The sequence below is a fragment of the Verrucomicrobium sp. BvORR034 genome (assembly GCF_000739635.1).
Lineage (GTDB): Bacteria > Verrucomicrobiota > Verrucomicrobiia > Verrucomicrobiales > Verrucomicrobiaceae > Verrucomicrobium.
Genome location: NZ_BATQ01000098.1, coordinates 31,784 through 49,153 on the forward strand (window position 1 = coordinate 31,784; position 17,370 = coordinate 49,153).

11 protein-coding genes are annotated in these 17,370 nt (G+C 60.7%); 8 read left to right on the top strand and 3 right to left on the bottom strand.

Translation table 11 applies throughout. The features are described 5' to 3' along the window. Nucleotides 1-111: 111 nt before the first annotated feature. From BV034_RS16510 to BV034_RS16535, 6 genes are all read left to right on the top strand, one after another. Nucleotides 112-1,536, top strand: a complete 1,425-nt coding sequence (locus BV034_RS16510; protein ID WP_265593087.1) for a PTPDL family protein — start codon at nucleotides 112-114, stop codon at nucleotides 1,534-1,536. Between the two features lie 155 nt (nucleotides 1,537-1,691). Next, on the top strand, nucleotides 1,692-2,288 hold the full coding sequence (gene hisB / locus BV034_RS16515; protein WP_050028104.1) for an imidazoleglycerol-phosphate dehydratase HisB: 597 nt from the start codon (nucleotides 1,692-1,694) through the stop codon (nucleotides 2,286-2,288). Nucleotides 2,289-2,341: 53 nt separating this feature from the next. Next, nucleotides 2,342-2,968, top strand: coding sequence for an imidazole glycerol phosphate synthase subunit HisH (hisH, locus tag BV034_RS16520; protein WP_050028105.1), 627 nt, complete (start codon nucleotides 2,342-2,344; stop codon nucleotides 2,966-2,968). 506 nt (nucleotides 2,969-3,474) lie between these two features. Further along, on the top strand, nucleotides 3,475-4,059 hold the full coding sequence (locus tag BV034_RS16525; RefSeq protein WP_050028106.1) for a TetR/AcrR family transcriptional regulator: 585 nt from the start codon (nucleotides 3,475-3,477) through the stop codon (nucleotides 4,057-4,059). A 27-nt stretch (nucleotides 4,060-4,086) separates the two neighbouring features. Next, nucleotides 4,087-5,211: an efflux RND transporter periplasmic adaptor subunit gene (locus BV034_RS16530; RefSeq protein WP_050028107.1), complete on the top strand. Its 1,125-nt coding sequence runs from the start codon at nucleotides 4,087-4,089 to the stop codon at nucleotides 5,209-5,211. Nucleotides 5,212-5,252: 41 nt separating this feature from the next. Beyond that, nucleotides 5,253-8,354, top strand: coding sequence for an efflux RND transporter permease subunit (locus BV034_RS16535; protein WP_050028108.1), 3,102 nt, complete (start codon nucleotides 5,253-5,255; stop codon nucleotides 8,352-8,354). A gap of 401 nt (nucleotides 8,355-8,755) precedes the next feature. Here the strand turns inward: BV034_RS16535 and BV034_RS16540 are convergent, their stop codons facing one another. The 3 genes from BV034_RS16540 to BV034_RS16550 all read right to left on the bottom strand — a co-directional run bounded on the left by BV034_RS16540 (nucleotide 8,756) and on the right by BV034_RS16550 (nucleotide 14,333). Further along, on the bottom strand, nucleotides 8,756-12,859 hold the full coding sequence (locus BV034_RS16540; protein WP_050028109.1) for an autotransporter-associated beta strand repeat-containing protein: 4,104 nt from the start codon (nucleotides 12,857-12,859) through the stop codon (nucleotides 8,756-8,758). Between the two features lie 200 nt (nucleotides 12,860-13,059). After that, on the bottom strand, nucleotides 13,060-13,449 hold the full coding sequence (locus BV034_RS16545; protein ID WP_050028110.1) for a VOC family protein: 390 nt from the start codon (nucleotides 13,447-13,449) through the stop codon (nucleotides 13,060-13,062). Nucleotides 13,450-13,493: 44 nt separating this feature from the next. Further along, on the bottom strand, nucleotides 13,494-14,333 hold the full coding sequence (locus tag BV034_RS16550; protein ID WP_050028111.1) for a helix-turn-helix domain-containing protein: 840 nt from the start codon (nucleotides 14,331-14,333) through the stop codon (nucleotides 13,494-13,496). Between the two features lie 110 nt (nucleotides 14,334-14,443). On the opposite strand from BV034_RS16550, the gene BV034_RS16555 reads away from it, so the two are divergent. Both BV034_RS16555 and BV034_RS16560 read left to right on the top strand, forming a co-directional pair. Continuing rightward, complete coding sequence (locus BV034_RS16555) at nucleotides 14,444-14,665, top strand: hypothetical protein (RefSeq protein WP_050028112.1); 222 nt, start codon at nucleotides 14,444-14,446, stop codon at nucleotides 14,663-14,665. Nucleotides 14,666-14,793: 128 nt separating this feature from the next. After that, on the top strand, nucleotides 14,794-17,370 hold a 2,577-nt coding region (locus tag BV034_RS16560), incomplete at its 3' end, for a PSD1 and planctomycete cytochrome C domain-containing protein (RefSeq protein ID WP_050028113.1).

Consider the following 17,370-nt stretch of genomic DNA (forward strand, 5'->3'; position numbering starts at 1 on the left):
GGAAATTGTTCGCAGGCGAAGGGCCGTCGCGGCAAAAAACTTTACTCAAATCTGCAAACTCCCTAATCTTAGAAGATGTTTTCCAAGAAAATTGATTCTGCTTCATCAAACATGATTGCCCGATATCGACTTCGCCTCCCCGTATTCGCCGCTGCTGGCCTCCTTACGCTTCAACTGGCCCACGCGGATATCATCACCATGAAATCCGGTGAACGTTATCAAGGCCCCTTGATCACGGAAGACGCCTCGACGGTCACGATCGAGTACAATCTCACCCCGAAGATCAAGGACAAGAAGGTCCTCAACAAGGCGGATATCAAAGAGCACGTCCGCCAGAGTGCCGCCATGATCGAGATGGAAGAACGCGGTCTGGCCAAGATCCTGCCGACGCCGGATCTGCTGAGCGCTGCGGAGTATGAAGCCATCATTCAGGACAGACTGCGCACCTTCACCGCCAAGCACCCCGGCACACCGGAAACCACCGAGGTGGAGAAGATCATCGTCACCCTCGGCGAGGAAAAAGCTCGTGTGCAAAAGGGTGAAGTGAAAGTGGAAGGCCGCTGGCTGGACTCGGAGACCGCCAAGCGCGACGCCTACAACATCGAAGCCTTCCGTCTGCGTCAGCAGATGAACAAGGCTGCCGGGGAAAACGTGGACAGCCGCTACCTGACCGCCCTGCGCGCCTTTGACTCCCTTCGCACCCAGTACCCGGCCTCCCTTCAGTATGTGGCCTCCATCACTGAGGCGCTGGAAATTCTGGACAAGTATGAAAAGCAGCTCTCCGGCCTGATCGTTGAGCAGCCGATCATCAACAAACAGCGTGAAGACGGGCTCAAGCTGCTCAGCGGCTCCGACCAGCAACTCAGCAAGAGCGCCATTGAACAGGAGAAAGCCAACTACAAGACGCTGGCTGACGCCCAGCTCAAGAACAAGACCAAGTGGCGCGACACCTACAAGTATGACCTCAAGTCCCTCCAGGACGCGATGGCAGCCGTGATCAAGGAGCGCGCAGATCTCAAGGCTCTGAATCTGGCTGCTTTGCAGGCTGAGAATGAAGTGCTCACCGCCGCCATTCGGTACATTGCCGATGGCAATGCCACCGAGGCTCAAAACACCCTTTCCCGCATCGCCAAGGGCCAGGTGTACAACAAGCTGGCCTACGCTGCGGTGGACAAGCAGGTGAAGGCGGCTGTCATCGAGTCCCAGAAGCAGGCCAAAGCCAAAACCAGCGGCGCGGTCGCAGCGGTTCCGGAAGATGACAATGAAAAAGCCAAAACCGCGGAAGGTGCAGTCGGCAATCCGATGGAAGAGGCCATGAAGAAGAAGCAGGAGGAGCTGGCCAAGAAGAAGAAAGAAGCAGAGAAGAAGAAGGAAGAGGCCGCCAAGCCTGCCGCTTCTGCCGCCGCCGCTCCTTCTGCAGCAGAGCCGGAAAGCATGATGGAGAAGCTCGGGCCGTACATCCCCATCGTGGGAGGTGGTGTGCTCGTGGTGCTCCTCGCCGTGATCTTCCTCGGCAAGAAAAAGAAGGTGGACTGACCTTCACCCAGCGGTTCCCGTGATCCCACGGGACCGCGACATCCCTTCAAGCCCGCTGTGCCGAGAACCGGCCAGCGGGCTTTTTTCTGTCCCGTCACCTCAGGAGCTGAGGGTTGACTCCTGCGCCCGCGTGGCGGTTATTGGGAGTCCATTTCATGAGCGCAACACGCACCTCCCAGCAACACCGCAAGACCGCCGAAACCGACATCCGGCTGACCCTCAACGTTGACGGGACGGGAGCCTCCAGCATCAAGACCGGGGTTCCTTTCCTTGATCACATGCTGACCCTGTTTGCCAAGCATGGCCTCTTCGACCTGACCGTGGACGCCGTGGGGGATATCGAGGTGGACTTTCACCACACGGTGGAAGACACCGGCATCGTTTTGGGCAATGCGTTCAAGGAAGCGCTCGGAGACAAAAGAGGCATCACCCGGTACGGCTGGTGCCTTCTGCCCATGGACGAAACCCTGGCCCAAGTGGCCACCGACCTGAGCGGCCGTCCGCTGCTGGTCTTCCGCGCTCCTGAGCGGGTGGACACCATCGGCATCGGCTTCCACTTCCAGTTGGTGGAGGAGTTCATGCGCGGATTCTCCAGCGCGCTGCTCTCCACGCTCCACATGGAAATCCAGTACGGAAAGGACGCCCACCACATGGCTGAGGCTCTCTTCAAAGGCTTGGCCCGCGCGATGGATCAGGCCACCCGTCACGATCCGCGTGTGACAGGCGTACCTTCCACGAAAGAGACTCTCTAAAGCAGGGCATCTCTCCAGTTCCAATTCAGTTTTCGTCCCCAATCGCTCCTTCCTTGAAACTCGGCATTCTAGACTACGGCGGCGGCAATTTGCGCAGTGTGATCAACGCGTTCAAAGCCATTGACCAGCACGCCAGCCTCATCACCCAGCCTGACCAGTTTGACTCTCTGGACCTGCTGGTTTTTCCCGGTCAGGGAGCCTTTGGCGATTCCGTACGCCAGCTCAAGGAAACGGGCTTGTGGCAGCCGTTGAAGGAATGGCTCGCCCAGGATCGTCCCTATCTCGGCATCTGTCTCGGCTACCAGTTGTTGTTTGAGCGGGGCGAGGAAAATCCCGAGGTCGAAGGCCTCGCAAAATACCAGGGCACCGTGCCCCGCTTCCCATCCCTGCCCGGCATCAAGGTGCCCCACATGGGCTGGAATACCGCCCGGTTTGCCGACTCCGCCCATCCCGCGTGGAAAGGCCTCGGTAGTGAGGACGTGTTCTATTTTGTACACTCCTATTACCCGCAGCCCGCGGATCGGAACCTCGCAGGTTGTTTCACCGACTACGCTGGTGAGTTTGCCAGCGGCATCGTGACCGATCGTGTCATCGCCGTGCAGTTCCATCCGGAGAAGAGCCAGCGCGCCGGTCTGACGCTGTTGAAGAATTCCGTGGAACATCTGGCCAAACAGGGATGATAGGGGAGCCAAGGCAGAGTTGGGCCCGATAGGGGCTGATCCCGCCAAGTCGGCGGCCTACGAGAGGGTCCACGTCGTGGTTTAAGCAGGATTTGCCAGGGTGCCCGGACGTCATCAGAAAAAATTTAAGCTCTCGCGCATCTGGCGGGTAGGGATTGCCGTATTCGCTCTACAGAATTAGCCAGCTTCAATCTGCCGCTCTCCCAAGCGGTAGCACAAACTCCATTTCCAGTGGAGTCCACGGGCTGGCAGTTCAGCATTCCAAAAACCCCCTCTCGACCATGAACACAACGATTCGGCCCGTGCTACCAGCGACTGCACCAGATGAGGCCGTTCCCGCCAAGAGCGGAAGATTTCGGCCGGAAATGTCACATCTGGCCTAGCTGGTTCGTCATTCCAGCGACGAGAACCACAGACTTCAATTCATCTGATTAGCCCGAATCCGAAACAAACCGTCCAGACGGTATGCGTAAACCGTCCAGACGGTCTGGATCACCACCTTTCTTATGTCCCGCCCCAATCCCGTCATTAAAGACACCCTGCTCGACGCAGCCGAAACGATCGCCGCCCGGGATGGGGTGGCTCGACTCACCTTTGACGCCGTGGCTGCCGAGGCCGGGGTCAGCAAAGGGGGAGTGCTCCACTACTTCACGACGAAAGACCAGCTCATCGAGGGCATGGTCAAGCGTACCGCCACTCGCTGGCGGGACTACTTCAAGGCCGCCTACGATAATGAGCCGGAAGGTCCCGGGCGCATGACCCGGGGGCTGCTCAAGAGCTGCTTCACAGATGCCCAGACGTGGACAGAGGCGCTGCGTCGCGCCTTCGGCTCCGTGTTTGCCGCCCTGGCTCACAACCCAGCTCTCATTGAGCCGATGAGGGAGGCCTACACCGAGTTCTACCACTACGTGGAACAGGACGGCCTGCCTCCTGGCGTCGCAGAGTCAGTGACCACGGCCATGGATGGCCTCTGGTTCTACTGGGTCCTGCGGTTGCGCCCTGTGAACCAAGGCGACTTGGATCGCATGCGGGGTGCTCTGGAACTGACCCTGGATGACGCCCTCAAATCTGTGGCTCAAGCCGCCGCTTAAAGAATCTCTCATACACACACTCACACCATGAAAATCATTCGTTGGATCGGAGCCTTTATCTTGATCGCCGCTGTGGCTTCAGGAGGGCTTGCCCTCGCCGCCTGGAAACGTTCGGAACTGGAGAAGTCGGCGGCTGAGGCGGCCAATCAGCCGGAGCCTATGGAAACTGTGATCGTCGCTGCTGCCAAGGAGCGCGAGCATCGCAGAGTCACCACCTCCATTGGAACTGTCCTGGCGATGCGCTCCATCACGTTGCGCAATGAAATCGCCGGCACCGTGGAGCGCGCTGCCCTCAAACCTGGGCAGATTGTTGAGGCTGGAACCGTGCTGGTGGCTCTGGATGTCTCTGTAGAGGAGGCGGAACTCAAGGCGCAAGAAGCACAAGCCGCGCTCGCAGAAACCACGCTTAAACGCATGGAAAAACTGGCAGAGAACCGCGCTACCCCAGAGATGGAACTGGATCGCGCCAAGGCGGAGCGGGATGTGGCCCTGGCCCAGACCGCCCGCACGAAGGCGGTGATGGCTCGCAAAACCATCCTGGCTCCCTTCCGGGCCAGGGTGGGGCTTGCGGATGTGCACCCGGGCCAATATTTGGAGGAAGGCACGGTGTTGACCACGTTGCAGGGGGTGGATGAAGCGGTGCATGTGGACTTCACCGTCACGCAAGCAGTGGCAGGGACGCTGAAGGAAGGGGAGACCGTAGAGGTGCTCGCATCTCTAGATTCCGCACCCGTCCTGGCCAAGATCGTGGCGCTTGATTCCCGAGTGGATCCCAAGACTCGCAATGCTGGCGTGCGTGCCAAGATCGAAGACGCCACCCAGGCACCCAGCCCAGGCGCGTCCGTTCGCGTTCGCGTCCCGGTAGGACCGATGCGGAAGGTGGTCAGCGTGCCAGTGAGCGCCCTGCGTCGCGGTCCGGAAGGGGATCACGTTTTCGTGGTCGCCACGGACGCCAGCGGTGCCCGCCGGGCTCATCAACGCATCGTTCAGAGCGGTGCCGTGCAGTCCGACGAGGTGCTCATCGAATCCGGCCTGAAGCCGGGCGAAGAGGTCGCCGCCTCCGGTTCCTTCAAACTACGTGAGGCGGTGCTCGTGGCCGAAGCCAAGGCCGCGGCCCCCGTCACCACCATGGCCACCGGCAAGGCTGACTGAAGAACGCCTTTCACTCCCAACCGCAGAAATGCCCCGTTTACATGCGCTCATCTTTCACAGACATCTTCATCAAACACCCAGTGTTGGCCATCGTGGTCAACCTGGCTATCGTCCTGGTCGGCTGGAAGTCGATCAGCTCCCTGCCAGTCCAGCAGTATCCCAAGATTGAAAGCTCCTCCATCATCATCACCACGCTCTATTATGGAGCGAGTGCGGAGACGGCCAGAGGCTTCCTGACGACCCCCATCGAGCGGGTGGTCTCGCAGATTGGGGGCGTGGACTACGTGGACTCTACCAGTCGTGCGGGCATCAGCACCGTGACCGTGCACCTAAAGTTGAACCACAACATCACTGCGGCACTTGCCGAGGTGACGGCCCGGCTTCAACAAGTGCGGACGGAGTTGCCACCCGAGGCAGAACCTCCCGTGGTGGAGGTGCAACGTGCGGACCGGCCTTATGCGACGTTCTACCTGAGCTTCAGTTCCAGCGAACGCTCTGTACCTGCGGTGACCGACTGGCTGACGCGGACGCTGCAGCCGCAGCTGGCCACCCTTCCCGGGGTGCAGCGTGTCACCATCGAAGGGGGGCGCCAGATCGCCATGCGCATCTGGATCGACCCTGATCGTCTGGCGGCGCTGAACCTTTCGCCAGGAGACGTGCACGGTGCTCTGCGCCGCAACAACTACCTGGCCGCCGTAGGTCGCACCAAAGGCAACCTGGTGGAGATCAATCTGCTGGCCAATACGGACCTTCGCTCCAAGGATGAGTTCGCCAACCTCATCGTGGCGGATCGTGACGGGGCCATCGTTCGTCTGAGCGATGTCGCCAATGTGGAACTGGGGGCGGAGGATCCCGACCTGATTGCCAAACACGACAAGAAAGAGGGCGTGTACCTCGGGGTATGGCCGCTGATTGGCTCCAATGAAATCGATGTGGCAAAGAACTTGGAGGAGGAGATGGCCCGCATCCGGCCTACGCTGCCCAAGGACATTGAAATGAGTCTCGTCTGGGACGGTACGATGTTCATGCGGTCCGCGCTCAAGGAGATCAGCAAGACCCTGGTGGAGACGGTGCTCATTGTGGGCCTGGCGGTGTTCCTCTTCATGGGCTCCTTCCGCACGGCCCTGGTGCCGCTCATTGCCATGCCCATCTCGCTCATTGGCGCGGCAGCCATCATGCTGGCCTGTGGTTTCAGCCTCAACCTGCTGACCATCCTGGCCATCGTGCTGGCAGTGGGTCTGGTGGTGGATGACGCCATCGTTGTGGTGGAGAACGTGGAACGTCACGTGCATGCCGGGAAGTCTCGAACGCAGGCAGCACTCATCGGTGCACGGGAGCTGGTGGGGCCGATCATTGCCATGACCATTACCCTGGCCGTCGTGTATGCGCCAATTGGTTTCCAGGGCGGTCTGACGGGTTCGCTGTTCCTCGAGTTCGCCATCACCCTCGCTGCAGCGGTGGTTGTGTCAGGGTTCGTGGCAATTACCTTGTCCCCCATGATGAGCTCCAAGTTCGTGCATCCGCAGGGCAAGGAAGGCTGGCTGACGCGTCTGGTGAACCGCACCTTCGAGCGCGTGCGCCGTGCCTATGGCGTGATGCTGGACGGAGCCATGCAGATCCGCTGGGCCATTGTGCTGGTGGGGTTGATGGTGATGTTTGCCGCCTGGCCGTTCTACATGTTCTCAGAGAAAGAGCTCGCTCCGGTGGAAGACCAGAGCCACATCAGCCTCTTCCTCGATACACCTCCTGATTCAACGATTGAATCTGCCAACCGTGAATCACTCCGGCTGGTGGAGGCCATTGCTGCTTTCAAAGAGGCAGAGTACATGTGGTCGCTCACGGCCGGCTGGGGTGGTTTCGGCGGCATGGTGGCCAAGGATTGGAAGAGTCGCGGCCGTTCCACGGCCGAGATGTATGGCGAGGTGTACGGGGCCGTCTCGCAGGTGCCGGGGCTGCGGGTGTTCCCGCGTCTGGATCCGCCGCTGCCGACTCCGGGACAATATGATGTCGAGCTCGTCCTTCAAACGCATGCCCCGGTGGAGCAACTGCTGGAGACAGCATCCGCCGTCATCGCGGCCGGCTACCAGAGTGGTAATTTCCTCTATGTGGACACGGATCTGAAGATCGACCGTCCGGAGGCCCGGGTCATGATTGACCGCGAGAAGCTGGCGGACCTGGGCCTGGATCTGGCCGGGGTAGGGCAGGAACTGGGCACCCTGCTGGGCGGGGCGTATGTGAACCGGTTCAACTACTTCGACCGCAGCTATAAGGTCATTCCGCAGATCGGCGACAGTGACCGCGCCACGGTGGGGCCGCTTCTAGATCTCAAGGTGAAGACGCCTGAAGGGGATCTGGTGCCGGTGTCCACATTCACCAGCATCGAGGCCCATACCGCGCCGCGGACACTGAACCGCTTCCAACAACGCAACGCAGTGAAGATCTTTGCCGGGGTGCAACCGGGGGTGACCAAGGAAAAAGCACTCCGCGTACTGGAGGATGCCGCGAAAGCTGCGGCAGGACCTGGCGTAACCCTGGACTATGCCGGGGAGTCCCGCCAGATCCGCAAGGAGGGTTCTGCTCTGACCGTCACTCTGGGATTCGCCGTGGTGCTCATCTACCTCGTGCTGGCAGCGCAGTTCCGCAGTTTCCGCGATCCCTTGATCGTGTTGCTGGGTTCAGTGCCACTGGCCATCTCTGGGGCTTTGATCTTCACCTTCCTGGGCTTCACCACGATCAACATCTACTCACAGGTTGGGTTGATCACGCTGGTGGGATTGATCGCCAAGAACGGGATTCTGATCGTGCAGTTCGCCAATGAGCTGCAGCTGCAAGGTCTGGAGAAGATGGCCGCGCTGCGTGAGGCCTCGATGACCCGTCTGCGTCCCGTGCTGATGACCTCCGCCGCCACCGTGTTCGGTCACTTCCCGCTGGTCCTGGTGACCGGCCCGGGTGCGGAAGCTCGAAACAGCATCGGCATTGTGCTCGTGACCGGCATGGTCGTGGGCACCTTGTTCACGCTCTTCGTCGTGCCGGTGTTCTACTCGCTCATTGCTGAGCAGCACAAGCCAGAGACAGAGGGTGAAGAAGAAGAAGGGGCAGGGGAGACGGCTCCGGCTCTGTTGCCTGCGCCGAGCGTCGCGTAAGGTAGTAGGGAGTGAGATTAAGCAAGCCGAGCGTCGTGATGCGATGCCCGGCTTTTTTGTTTGGCGTGGGCGCTTGAGGGGCGTCCAATGTTGGGTTCTGACAGACTCCTTTCCCTTGGAGGAACGGATTCAGCAGGGGAGCCGCCTGCGCTCCCCAAGGGTCATCGATGCGCGGGCCTTGCGGGGGTAACTTCGGATGTCGCTCGTCAACAGACCGCCGAAACTCCTTCGGAGTAAACTCACTGCTCTTGCCAACCCAACGTTGGGGGTGGCGGTGCTTCTGGGGCGTTCACTGAACCGGAGAAGGCTCCCAGGGATCTTGATCGTGCGTCTCTGTGGCGATTGAGCCAATGGGGACCATCGGACCACGCCCAAAGCGTCGTCCTAGGTCATTGCAATGGTCACGCTTTCTTCCTCCGACGTCGCAACACAAGAGCCGACAGCCCCAGCGCCAGCAACGCGGTAGAAGTGGGCTCAGGGGCGATGGTCACCACAAGGCTGCCGCCTGTAGCGCCGTCCACCAGGTTCGAGATTTCATAGTACCAGTCTGGGTTGTACGCAGTCAGATCGGGCAAGATCAGATTGGAACCGTTGGTAAAGCCGTTCAACGTCAGCAAACCGCTCCAATCAATCAGTGACCAGGTGGAGCCGACAGTCGGGTTGTAACCACCGTCAAAGCTGAGCTCAATCTTGCTGTTGCTGCTGAAGGTCAGGGAGCCGGTGACCTGGATCTTGTCCGCCACCCCGGTGGAGTCCACATTGAGGACAGCCACCGTGGAAGATGAGGTGGGAGCAAAGGTCAGGCCTTGGGCGAAGTTCAACGTGCCGGCAGACGTTCCGCCATTGTCCCCTGGGCGAATCGTGCCGAGGATCACCGTTGCTGCGCCGCGGATGGTGCCGGTGCCAGCGAGCACGCTGCCTGCGCCGTTGACGGTGACGGCACCAGTGCCCGTGGTGCCAATGCCTGACTTGCCCACCTGCAGCGTGCCTCCGCTCACGGTGGTTGCGCCGGTGTAGCTGTTTTGATAGGCGCTGCTGCTGCCGGTGGAACTGAGGGTGAGAATCCCAGCACCGGCCTTAACGAGAGCGATGTTGCCTTCAATCATGCCCAGATAGTCTGTGTTGGACGCTTGATTCACCGTCAGGGTGCTTTGCGTGGTAGAGCTGTTGAAGATGCGCGCCTTGTCCGACGCGGTCGCTATAGAGGTCACACCAGTGCTCTGCAAAGTCCCAATCGTCTGGTCAAAGCCATTCATGTCAAGCCCGGCGTAGTCGGTGGTGTTGCTGTTCGCCTGGTGCACATCCAGAACCGTGGTGGTGGTGAGCGTATTGGTGGCCCCAAGCTTGAGGGTGCCGCGGATCAGTTCTGTGGTCCCATTGTAGGTGTTGGCTCCGGACAGCATCGTGTAAGAGGTGAGCCGATGGGCAAAGTCGGCATCCCCGCTGATCTGCAGTCTGTAGGTGCTTGCCCCGTCATCAATCACCCCGCTGATGATCAGAATGCCGTTGTCCTGGGTGCCCACGCGGGCGTGATCAGTGAGCAGGATGTTCCCGGTCCAAGTGCCTGTGGCACCCGCTTCGACCTGAAGGGAGCCGCGGTTGGATTGTGCCCCGCCAGCCACCTGTGAGGTGCCGCCGATGCTGAGGGATTCTCCCGTTACCGTCACACCGTTTTGCAGGCGCAGGATCCCGGAGTTCACTCCGGACGCGGCGACCACCGTGCCTGCGGTGTTTGAACCCAGAGCCGTATTGGAACCCACCACAAGGAGGGCATTGGCCGAGACGGTGGTGATGCCGGTGTAGGTGTTGTTTCCTGTCAACGTCAGAGCCCCGGTGCCGGACTTGGTGAGAGGCCCGCTGCCAGCGATGACTCCGGAGTAAGTGGTGTTGAAGGCTTGCGTATCGAGGGTGCCGCCCGCAGCTCCCAGAGTCACACCTCGTGCTGCATTCAGCGTGAAGGCCGCGCCCCAGCGCAAAGTGCCGCCATTGAGCGTGATGTTGTCTGCCTGGGTGCTGCCCGGCAGCAGGCCCAAGCTGCCGTCCGCCGCGGCGGTGAGGATGCCTCCCTGGATGTACGTCTTGCCGCTGTAGGTGTTGCTGGTGCCATTCAGGATCAAAGTTCCGGTCCCGGTCTTGATCAGGCTGACCGCTCCGGTGCCGTTGTCGATGATAAGAGAATTGATCGTGATGGAGCTGCCGGAGGCGGCATTGAAGTTGGAGATGATCAACTCGCCAGCGGCGTTCGTAGCCCCGCCTGCAGTCAATCGGCCATCCCCGGCAGTGGTGCCAATGACCAGCGAGCTGGCACCACTGGCCAGCAGAATGCCGCCCGATGCTCCAAACCGGAGGATGTCGGTGGTGCCTGGAGCAATCGTGGCCGTGCCGCCCGTGGCGCTCTGTGCAAGCGTGTTGATGTCAAAGACGCCGCTGACTCCGCCGGTGAGGGTGATATTGCCACTGGCACCGCCGTCCACGATCTTCACATTGCTCCCTGCCAGGCTGCTGATGACGCCGCCTAAACGGTCAACAAGGGCATCCGGAGTGTAGGCCACGATGTTTCCCGAGGCATTCACCGTCGCGTAGTCCGTGCCATTGACGGTGGCCCATCCGCCCAGGATGCGGTTGGTGTTGGTACTGGTGGTGAGGACGCCGTTGGTAGCGTCCTGGGTGCCTGCGGGCAGGGCGAAGTTGACGGTGGCCGTGGCACTACGGGTGATGCTGCCCAGGGTGAGTAGCAGCGGATTGGCCGTGGCGTTGGCAGTCAGGGTGATCGTGGACGATCCTTCAGTAAGCGACAGTCCATTGAAGGTCTGAGTGTTCGCAGTGGAGGCTTTTCCCGTCAGTGTCAGGCTCGCGGCGTTTAGCGTCAGGGCGCTCGTTGCAGCGATGATGTTGCTGACCGGGGCCGTGCTGGCGGAGAAGTTCAACGTCAATCCGCCTCCTTGAACCACGGTGGGGCCGGTATAGGTGTTGGCTGCGGCGAGCGTCATGGTGCCAGTGCCCACCTTGGTCAGCCCACCGGTGCCGGAGATGATCCCCGCGTAGATGGTCGAGGTGTTGTTTCCTCCTGTCGCGAGGGTGGCACTTCCCAGCGTGACGTTCCCGCCCAATGCTCCGCCGCCGGAGAGAGAGGCGATGGTCTGGTTGAACCCGGCGAGATTGAGGATGGCTCCTGCAACGTTCGTGAGCGTCACGGCAGAACTGGCGGAGAAGGCATTTACGGCCCCTGCGGAGAGGGTGCCGGCCGTCACACTGGTGGTGCCGGAGTAAGTATTGGCGCCACTGAAGGTGACGGTGCCACTCCCGGATTTGGTGAAGCCATAGCCCAGGCCTCCATCGCTGATGGTGTTGGTGAAGATGACAGCGCCCGCGCTGGAGTTCGTGATCGTCCGTGTGCCGGTGAGCAGGACGGTCCCGGCAAACGTCAGCGCATTGCTGCCGCCTCCGGAGGCAAAGATGGTGTTGGCATTGAAGACGATGGCATTGTGCAAAGTGATGCTGCCTCCGCTGGTGGGGCGCATTTGCCCTCCGTTGAAGGTGATCGTGCCGGTGCCGAACGGTCCGCTCGTGATGACCCCGCCTGTGAGGACGGAGCTGACCGTAGGCACCACCACCACGCCACCGGAGATGACGGTGCCGCCGCTGTAGGTGCTGGAGTTGTTGCTGAAGGCAAGGGTGCCGCTGCCATTGATTGTGAGCGTCCCGACCTCGCCCGCCACGTTGGTGATGGCACCGTTGACGAAATTCGTCGCTGCGGTGTTGTTCAGGATGGTGCCGCCGTTGTTGCCAATGGCGATGCCCCGGTTCGCGCTCAGCTGGATCTGTATTCCCGAAGCAAAGGAGATCCCGCCCCCGTTCAGAGTGATGTTGCCTACGCCCGCGGCGGCTGATGTCGGCACCTTGCCCAACTGACCGCCCGCTGCGCTGCCTTCTGTCGTAAATTCGACCAGTCCACCCGTCACCGTGAGGCTGGTAAACGTGTTGGTGCCGGACAAGGTGAGCTTGCCCGCGCCCGCCTTCGTGATGCTGGAGCCGGAAATCACCGAGGAAATAACGGCATCGACGTTGGTTGTGATCGTCGGGTTGGAGCCGCTCATGGCAATGCTGCCGCCAGCGAGGGTGTAGGTGCCAGATGCGGTGGCATTGAAAACGATGCCGTTGGCGATGACGGTCCCAACCGCGACAGATCCGGCCACGCCACTGGTGCCGCCTCCAAAGATGGCGATGCTGGTGTCGGTGTTGGGCCAGACGAGATTGCCATTGCCATCGAACCACACGGCATTGCCTGCCGTTGTGTTCCAGCCTGCGCTGGATCCATCGGTGATGCCATTGGCGGTATCACCGTCGTCATCGTAGGTGTAGCTCGCGCCGGGAACGAGGGCCGTGGAGGTTAGCCAACTGATGCCGATCCAGGCGAGAATCTGGAAGCGCCAAGGCCGTTTGCGAAAGGCATGGCGAGGGCAGTGATGCGACTTGGGAACGGTCAGGGGCTCGTGGTGCGACATGGGAACAAGGAGGCTTTGAAAGCATTTGTCCCCAGCCCAGTGTTGCAGCACATGAAATTTGTCAGAAAGTATTCATCGTGAACTAGGTATAAAGTATTAAGCATGGTGCGGAGAATGCACAATGCGAATACGAGCACGGCCCGGACCGTGAATAAGCTGGAGCCTCATATCCGGGGCGTAAGACCTTTACGCGAGTACGCTTAGGCCGGAAGCAAGGTCGCCAGGTACCAGTGATTGCCTGCGGGATCCATGACGCCGCCACTTCTCTCGCCATAGGGCATGTCTGTGGGTTCGTAGAGAGAGGTGCCGCCCGCTGCAATGGCCTTCTGGTAGGCGGCATCGGTGTCTTGCACGTAGAGGTGGAGCCCCGCCGTCATCGGCTTCCATTGAGGGTTGCCGTCGGCAAGTTCGATGTTGGAGTCGCCGATCAGGAACCCTGCGTGTCGCACCTTCCCGGCATCGTCATGGACCAGGATCTTCTCCTTGGCGTCGAATGCCTCGATGAGGAACTGGATAAGACGGGCGGCGTCAGGTGCGATCAGATAGGGCGTGATGGCCGAAAAACCTTCGGGGCGGTAGGGTGTGCTCATGCCCTGATCGTAAGCGGAGGCGACCCTCGCGTATTGGAAAAAATTTACCCCTGGGCGCTGTCTGTGAGCCCCACGTGATTGGGGTGTTTCGTACGGAGCGCTCGATACTGGGTGGGGGAGAGACCGCTGAATTGCTGAAAGTCCCGGATGAGATGGGACTGGTCATAGTAGCCGGCATCGAAGGCGAGCTCACACCAGTCCACCTGGCGACGGGCATGCACCTGCTGGAGCGTGCGTTGAAAGCGCTGGATGCGACTGTAGAGTTTGGGCGTGATGCCCACCTGACGGGTGAAGAGCTCAATAAATCGCCGTTGACTGAGGCCGCTGTCATCTGCCAGCTCCCGCACGCTGGTGGCCGTGGGGCAATGATGAAACTCCTGCAGTGCCATTTGTACGGAGGCGTGCATGTCTCGTTGCCTGCCTCGTGCGATCACTTTGATCAGGGCGCGCTCCAGTGCGTGCACGCGGCTCCAGGCATCGGGCAAACCCGCCAGTTGCTCCCACAGAAACAGGACCTCGTTGCCCCACACATCGGCAGCGCTGAGATGGGTGTCACTGATCTCAGCGACACCAAACCCTGGCAGCACATGGGCACCACCGGGCTTGAAGGCCACTCCCATGATCAGTGTCTGCTGACTCGCATCGATCACCGAGAAGGAGCCCTGCACGCCGGAGAAGAGGGGGCCCCGATAGTGCTCGATCTGCCGGACATCTACGGGATCATGAACGCGCAGGGCTTCATCGTTCAAGTTGATGATCAGATCCACCCGTCCCGTGGGCATAAGCTTCTCCAGTGAGAAAGGCAGGGGGGCGCACTCGTAGTGCCAGATCATCTCCACCCACTGGGACAGGGGCGGGTGCGGAGCGTGGCAGACGAGTTTCATGACGCGGCCGGGACGATGGCACAAGGGACGGCCAGCCCAAGGACAATGCAAGGGAAGAGCTTTGTGAATTGCCTCCCGACCACCCGGTCAGGCAGGTGCGTATTGCCTGTGTGAACGCCACCTCTCAGCCCGATGGATCAGATGAGGGATGGCCCTCGTTTGAGCCGGTCAAGTGGGTGGGCTTGGTCGTGCCGCCCCGTGGATCGTCGGCCCGCCAGGAACTGTTGCAAGAGGGGCTGGAGATTGTGCCCAAAAGCTTTGGGGAACTCCACATCCGCTGCCGCCGGGAGCTTCAGCGCGGCCGGGTGGTGCCTCGTGGCACCAGCGAGTAGGTTACGCTCAGGGGATTGCAACGATTCGCCCGCACGGTGAGTCAAATAGGACATGCGAAGGTGCAGGACAGAGTGCGGGAAGACGCGACGTTTCTGATTCCTGTCACGCACAGTCTGCTTCCGTGCCCATGAAGTTCCTCCCACCCATATTCCTGCTCCTGCTGGTCACCGCCACCGCGCAAGGCGAGGGAAAGGTCAAGTTCAACCGGGACATCCGTCCCATCATGTCGGACACGTGTTTTCACTGTCATGGTCCGGACAAAAGTTCCCGCAAAGGAGGCCTGCGACTCGACATTCGGGAAGAGGCGCTCAAGCCGGGCAAGAGCGGTGCCATTCCCATTGTGCCCGGGGATGCGAACGAGAGCGAAATCATCAAGCGGATCTTCACCAGTGATCATGAGGACCTCATGCCGCCGGAGGAGGCTCACAAAGAGCTGACCCCGGAGCAAAAAGAGATCTTCAAGCAATGGGTGGCCGAGGGGGCAGTTTACGAAGCGCACTGGGCCTACACCCCGCTGGTGCGGCCTCCCGTTCCCGGGGCAAACGCCCAGCTTACCGGGGAGAAGGCCGTTGATGCCTTCATTCAGGCCGGGCTGTCCGCCAAGAACATCCAACCCTCTGCCGGGGCGGACCGGCGCACGTTGTTGCGAAGGTTGAGTCTGGACCTGACAGGCCTGCCACCGACACCGGAGGAGCTGGAGGCCTTCGTCAAAGATGCCGCCCCCGATGCCTACGCCCAGCAGGTGGAACGCCTGCTCAAGTCACCTCACTATGGCGAGCGCATGGCGGTCTGGTGGCTGGATGTGGCCAGATTCACCGACACCGTAGGTTATCACGGCGACCAGAATCAACGGATTTTCCCGTATCGCGATTATGTCATCGACGCGTTCAACCAGAACAAGCGCTTTGACCAGTTCACCATCGAGCAGTTGGCAGGAGACCTGTTGCCGAATCCCACGAAGGAGCAACTGGTGGCAACCGGCTTCAACCGGTTGAACATGGTGACCCGTGAAGGTGGTGCCCAGCCCAAGGAATACCTGAGCAAGTACGGCGCAGAACGCGTGCGAACGGTCGGCGGTGCCTGGATGGGGGCCACGCTGGGCTGCAGCGAGTGCCATGACCACAAGTTCGATCCCTTCACTGCAAAGGACTTCTACGCCATGCAGGCGTTCTTTGCGGATGTGAAGCAGTGGGGAGTCTATTCGGACTATGGTTATTCCCCCAATCCCGAGCTCAAAGGCTGGAACAATGAGTATCCTTTTCCGCCCGAGATCGAGGTCACGAGCCCTTACCTGAAGCAGCGTAGCGAATCGCTGAGAAAGCGCATGCTGGCGCTCGCAGCCGGGGAGCTGAAACAGCCAGCAGTCCAGCAGGCATTTCGGGCCTGGCGGACGGAGGCGGAAAAGTTCCTGAACGAACACGAGGACGGCTGGCTCACGCTCCCGCCCACCGTGAGTGTGTCTGCCGCGCCTGTGGGCAAGAAGGCGGCGACTCCTCCCACTGAGGCGAAAAAGGAGGTGCCAGCCCCGCTGGTGGGGGCGGAGCAATGGATCACTGCCAGCTCAAAGGCGGCAGACAACTCCCGGATTGAGTTGAGTCCAGGTGCCATGAGCGTGGCCGCGGTGCGGATTCAGCTGCGTCCCCATGGGACAGGAGGTTCCATCTTGCGCAGCGGGGGCGAGGGGAGCACGATGGTCAAGGTGTCCGTGGCCGTAAAGAGGCAGGGTGCGGAGAAGGAGCAGGGCCTGGCGGTTGCCTATGCGGACGCCGATTTCCAAGATCCCCGCTACAGCAGTACCGTGCAGGTCTTGAACCTCAAGGACGGCTGGAAGACGGCCTCCTCCCGATGGAACGCCGTCCAGCAGTCCGTGTGGCAGCTTGAAAGACCCGTGTCGCTCAAGGAAGGGGACAGGCTGGTGGTGAAGCTGGATGCCAACAGTGCAGCCAGCTACCGGGTGCAGGTTTCGCCCTTCGCCCCTGTGAAACCCAATGCTCCTGAAGCGTTGGCATCAATGAGGGACGACCTTGTTTCACCTGATGTCCCGTCCCGGCTGGCGGAGACCTTTTTGCGTTCTGCCTCGATGGAGCCGGGTGGCGCGACGGCAGAGTATCGCCAGTTGTTCAGCCAGTGGCTGGAGTGCCGGGAAGGCAAGACGTGGACGATGGTCACGCAAGCCATGCCACCCTTGACGGTGAAAGTGCTGCCACGCGGGAACTGGATGGATGAGACGGGGGAGGTGACCCCGCCGGCGGTGCCGGAGTTTCTGCCTGCCTCCTTCCGGGCGGGCGCAGAGCAACCCCGCGCAACCCGGCTTGATCTGGCCAAGTGGCTCTGTTCACAGGACAATCCGCTCACGCCTAGGGCCTTTGTGAACCGCCTCTGGAAGCAGTTCTTTGGCAATGGTCTCTCGATCGTCGTGGATGACCTGGGCGCCCAAGGGGAGCCTCCCAGCCATCCTGAACTGTTGGATTGGCTCGCCTCAGAGTTCCGCGACAGCGGTTGGGACGTGAAACACCTCATCCGCCTGATGGTGCTTTCCCACACCTACCGCCAGAGCTCCAGCCTGCGACCAGAGTTGAAGGACGTTGATCCCAACAACCGCTTGCTGGCTTCGCAGAATCCCCGCCGCCTAGATGCGGAGTTCGTTCGGGACAACGCTCTCTTTATTGCGGGTCGTCTCAATCTCGATTTGGGCGGGCCGAGC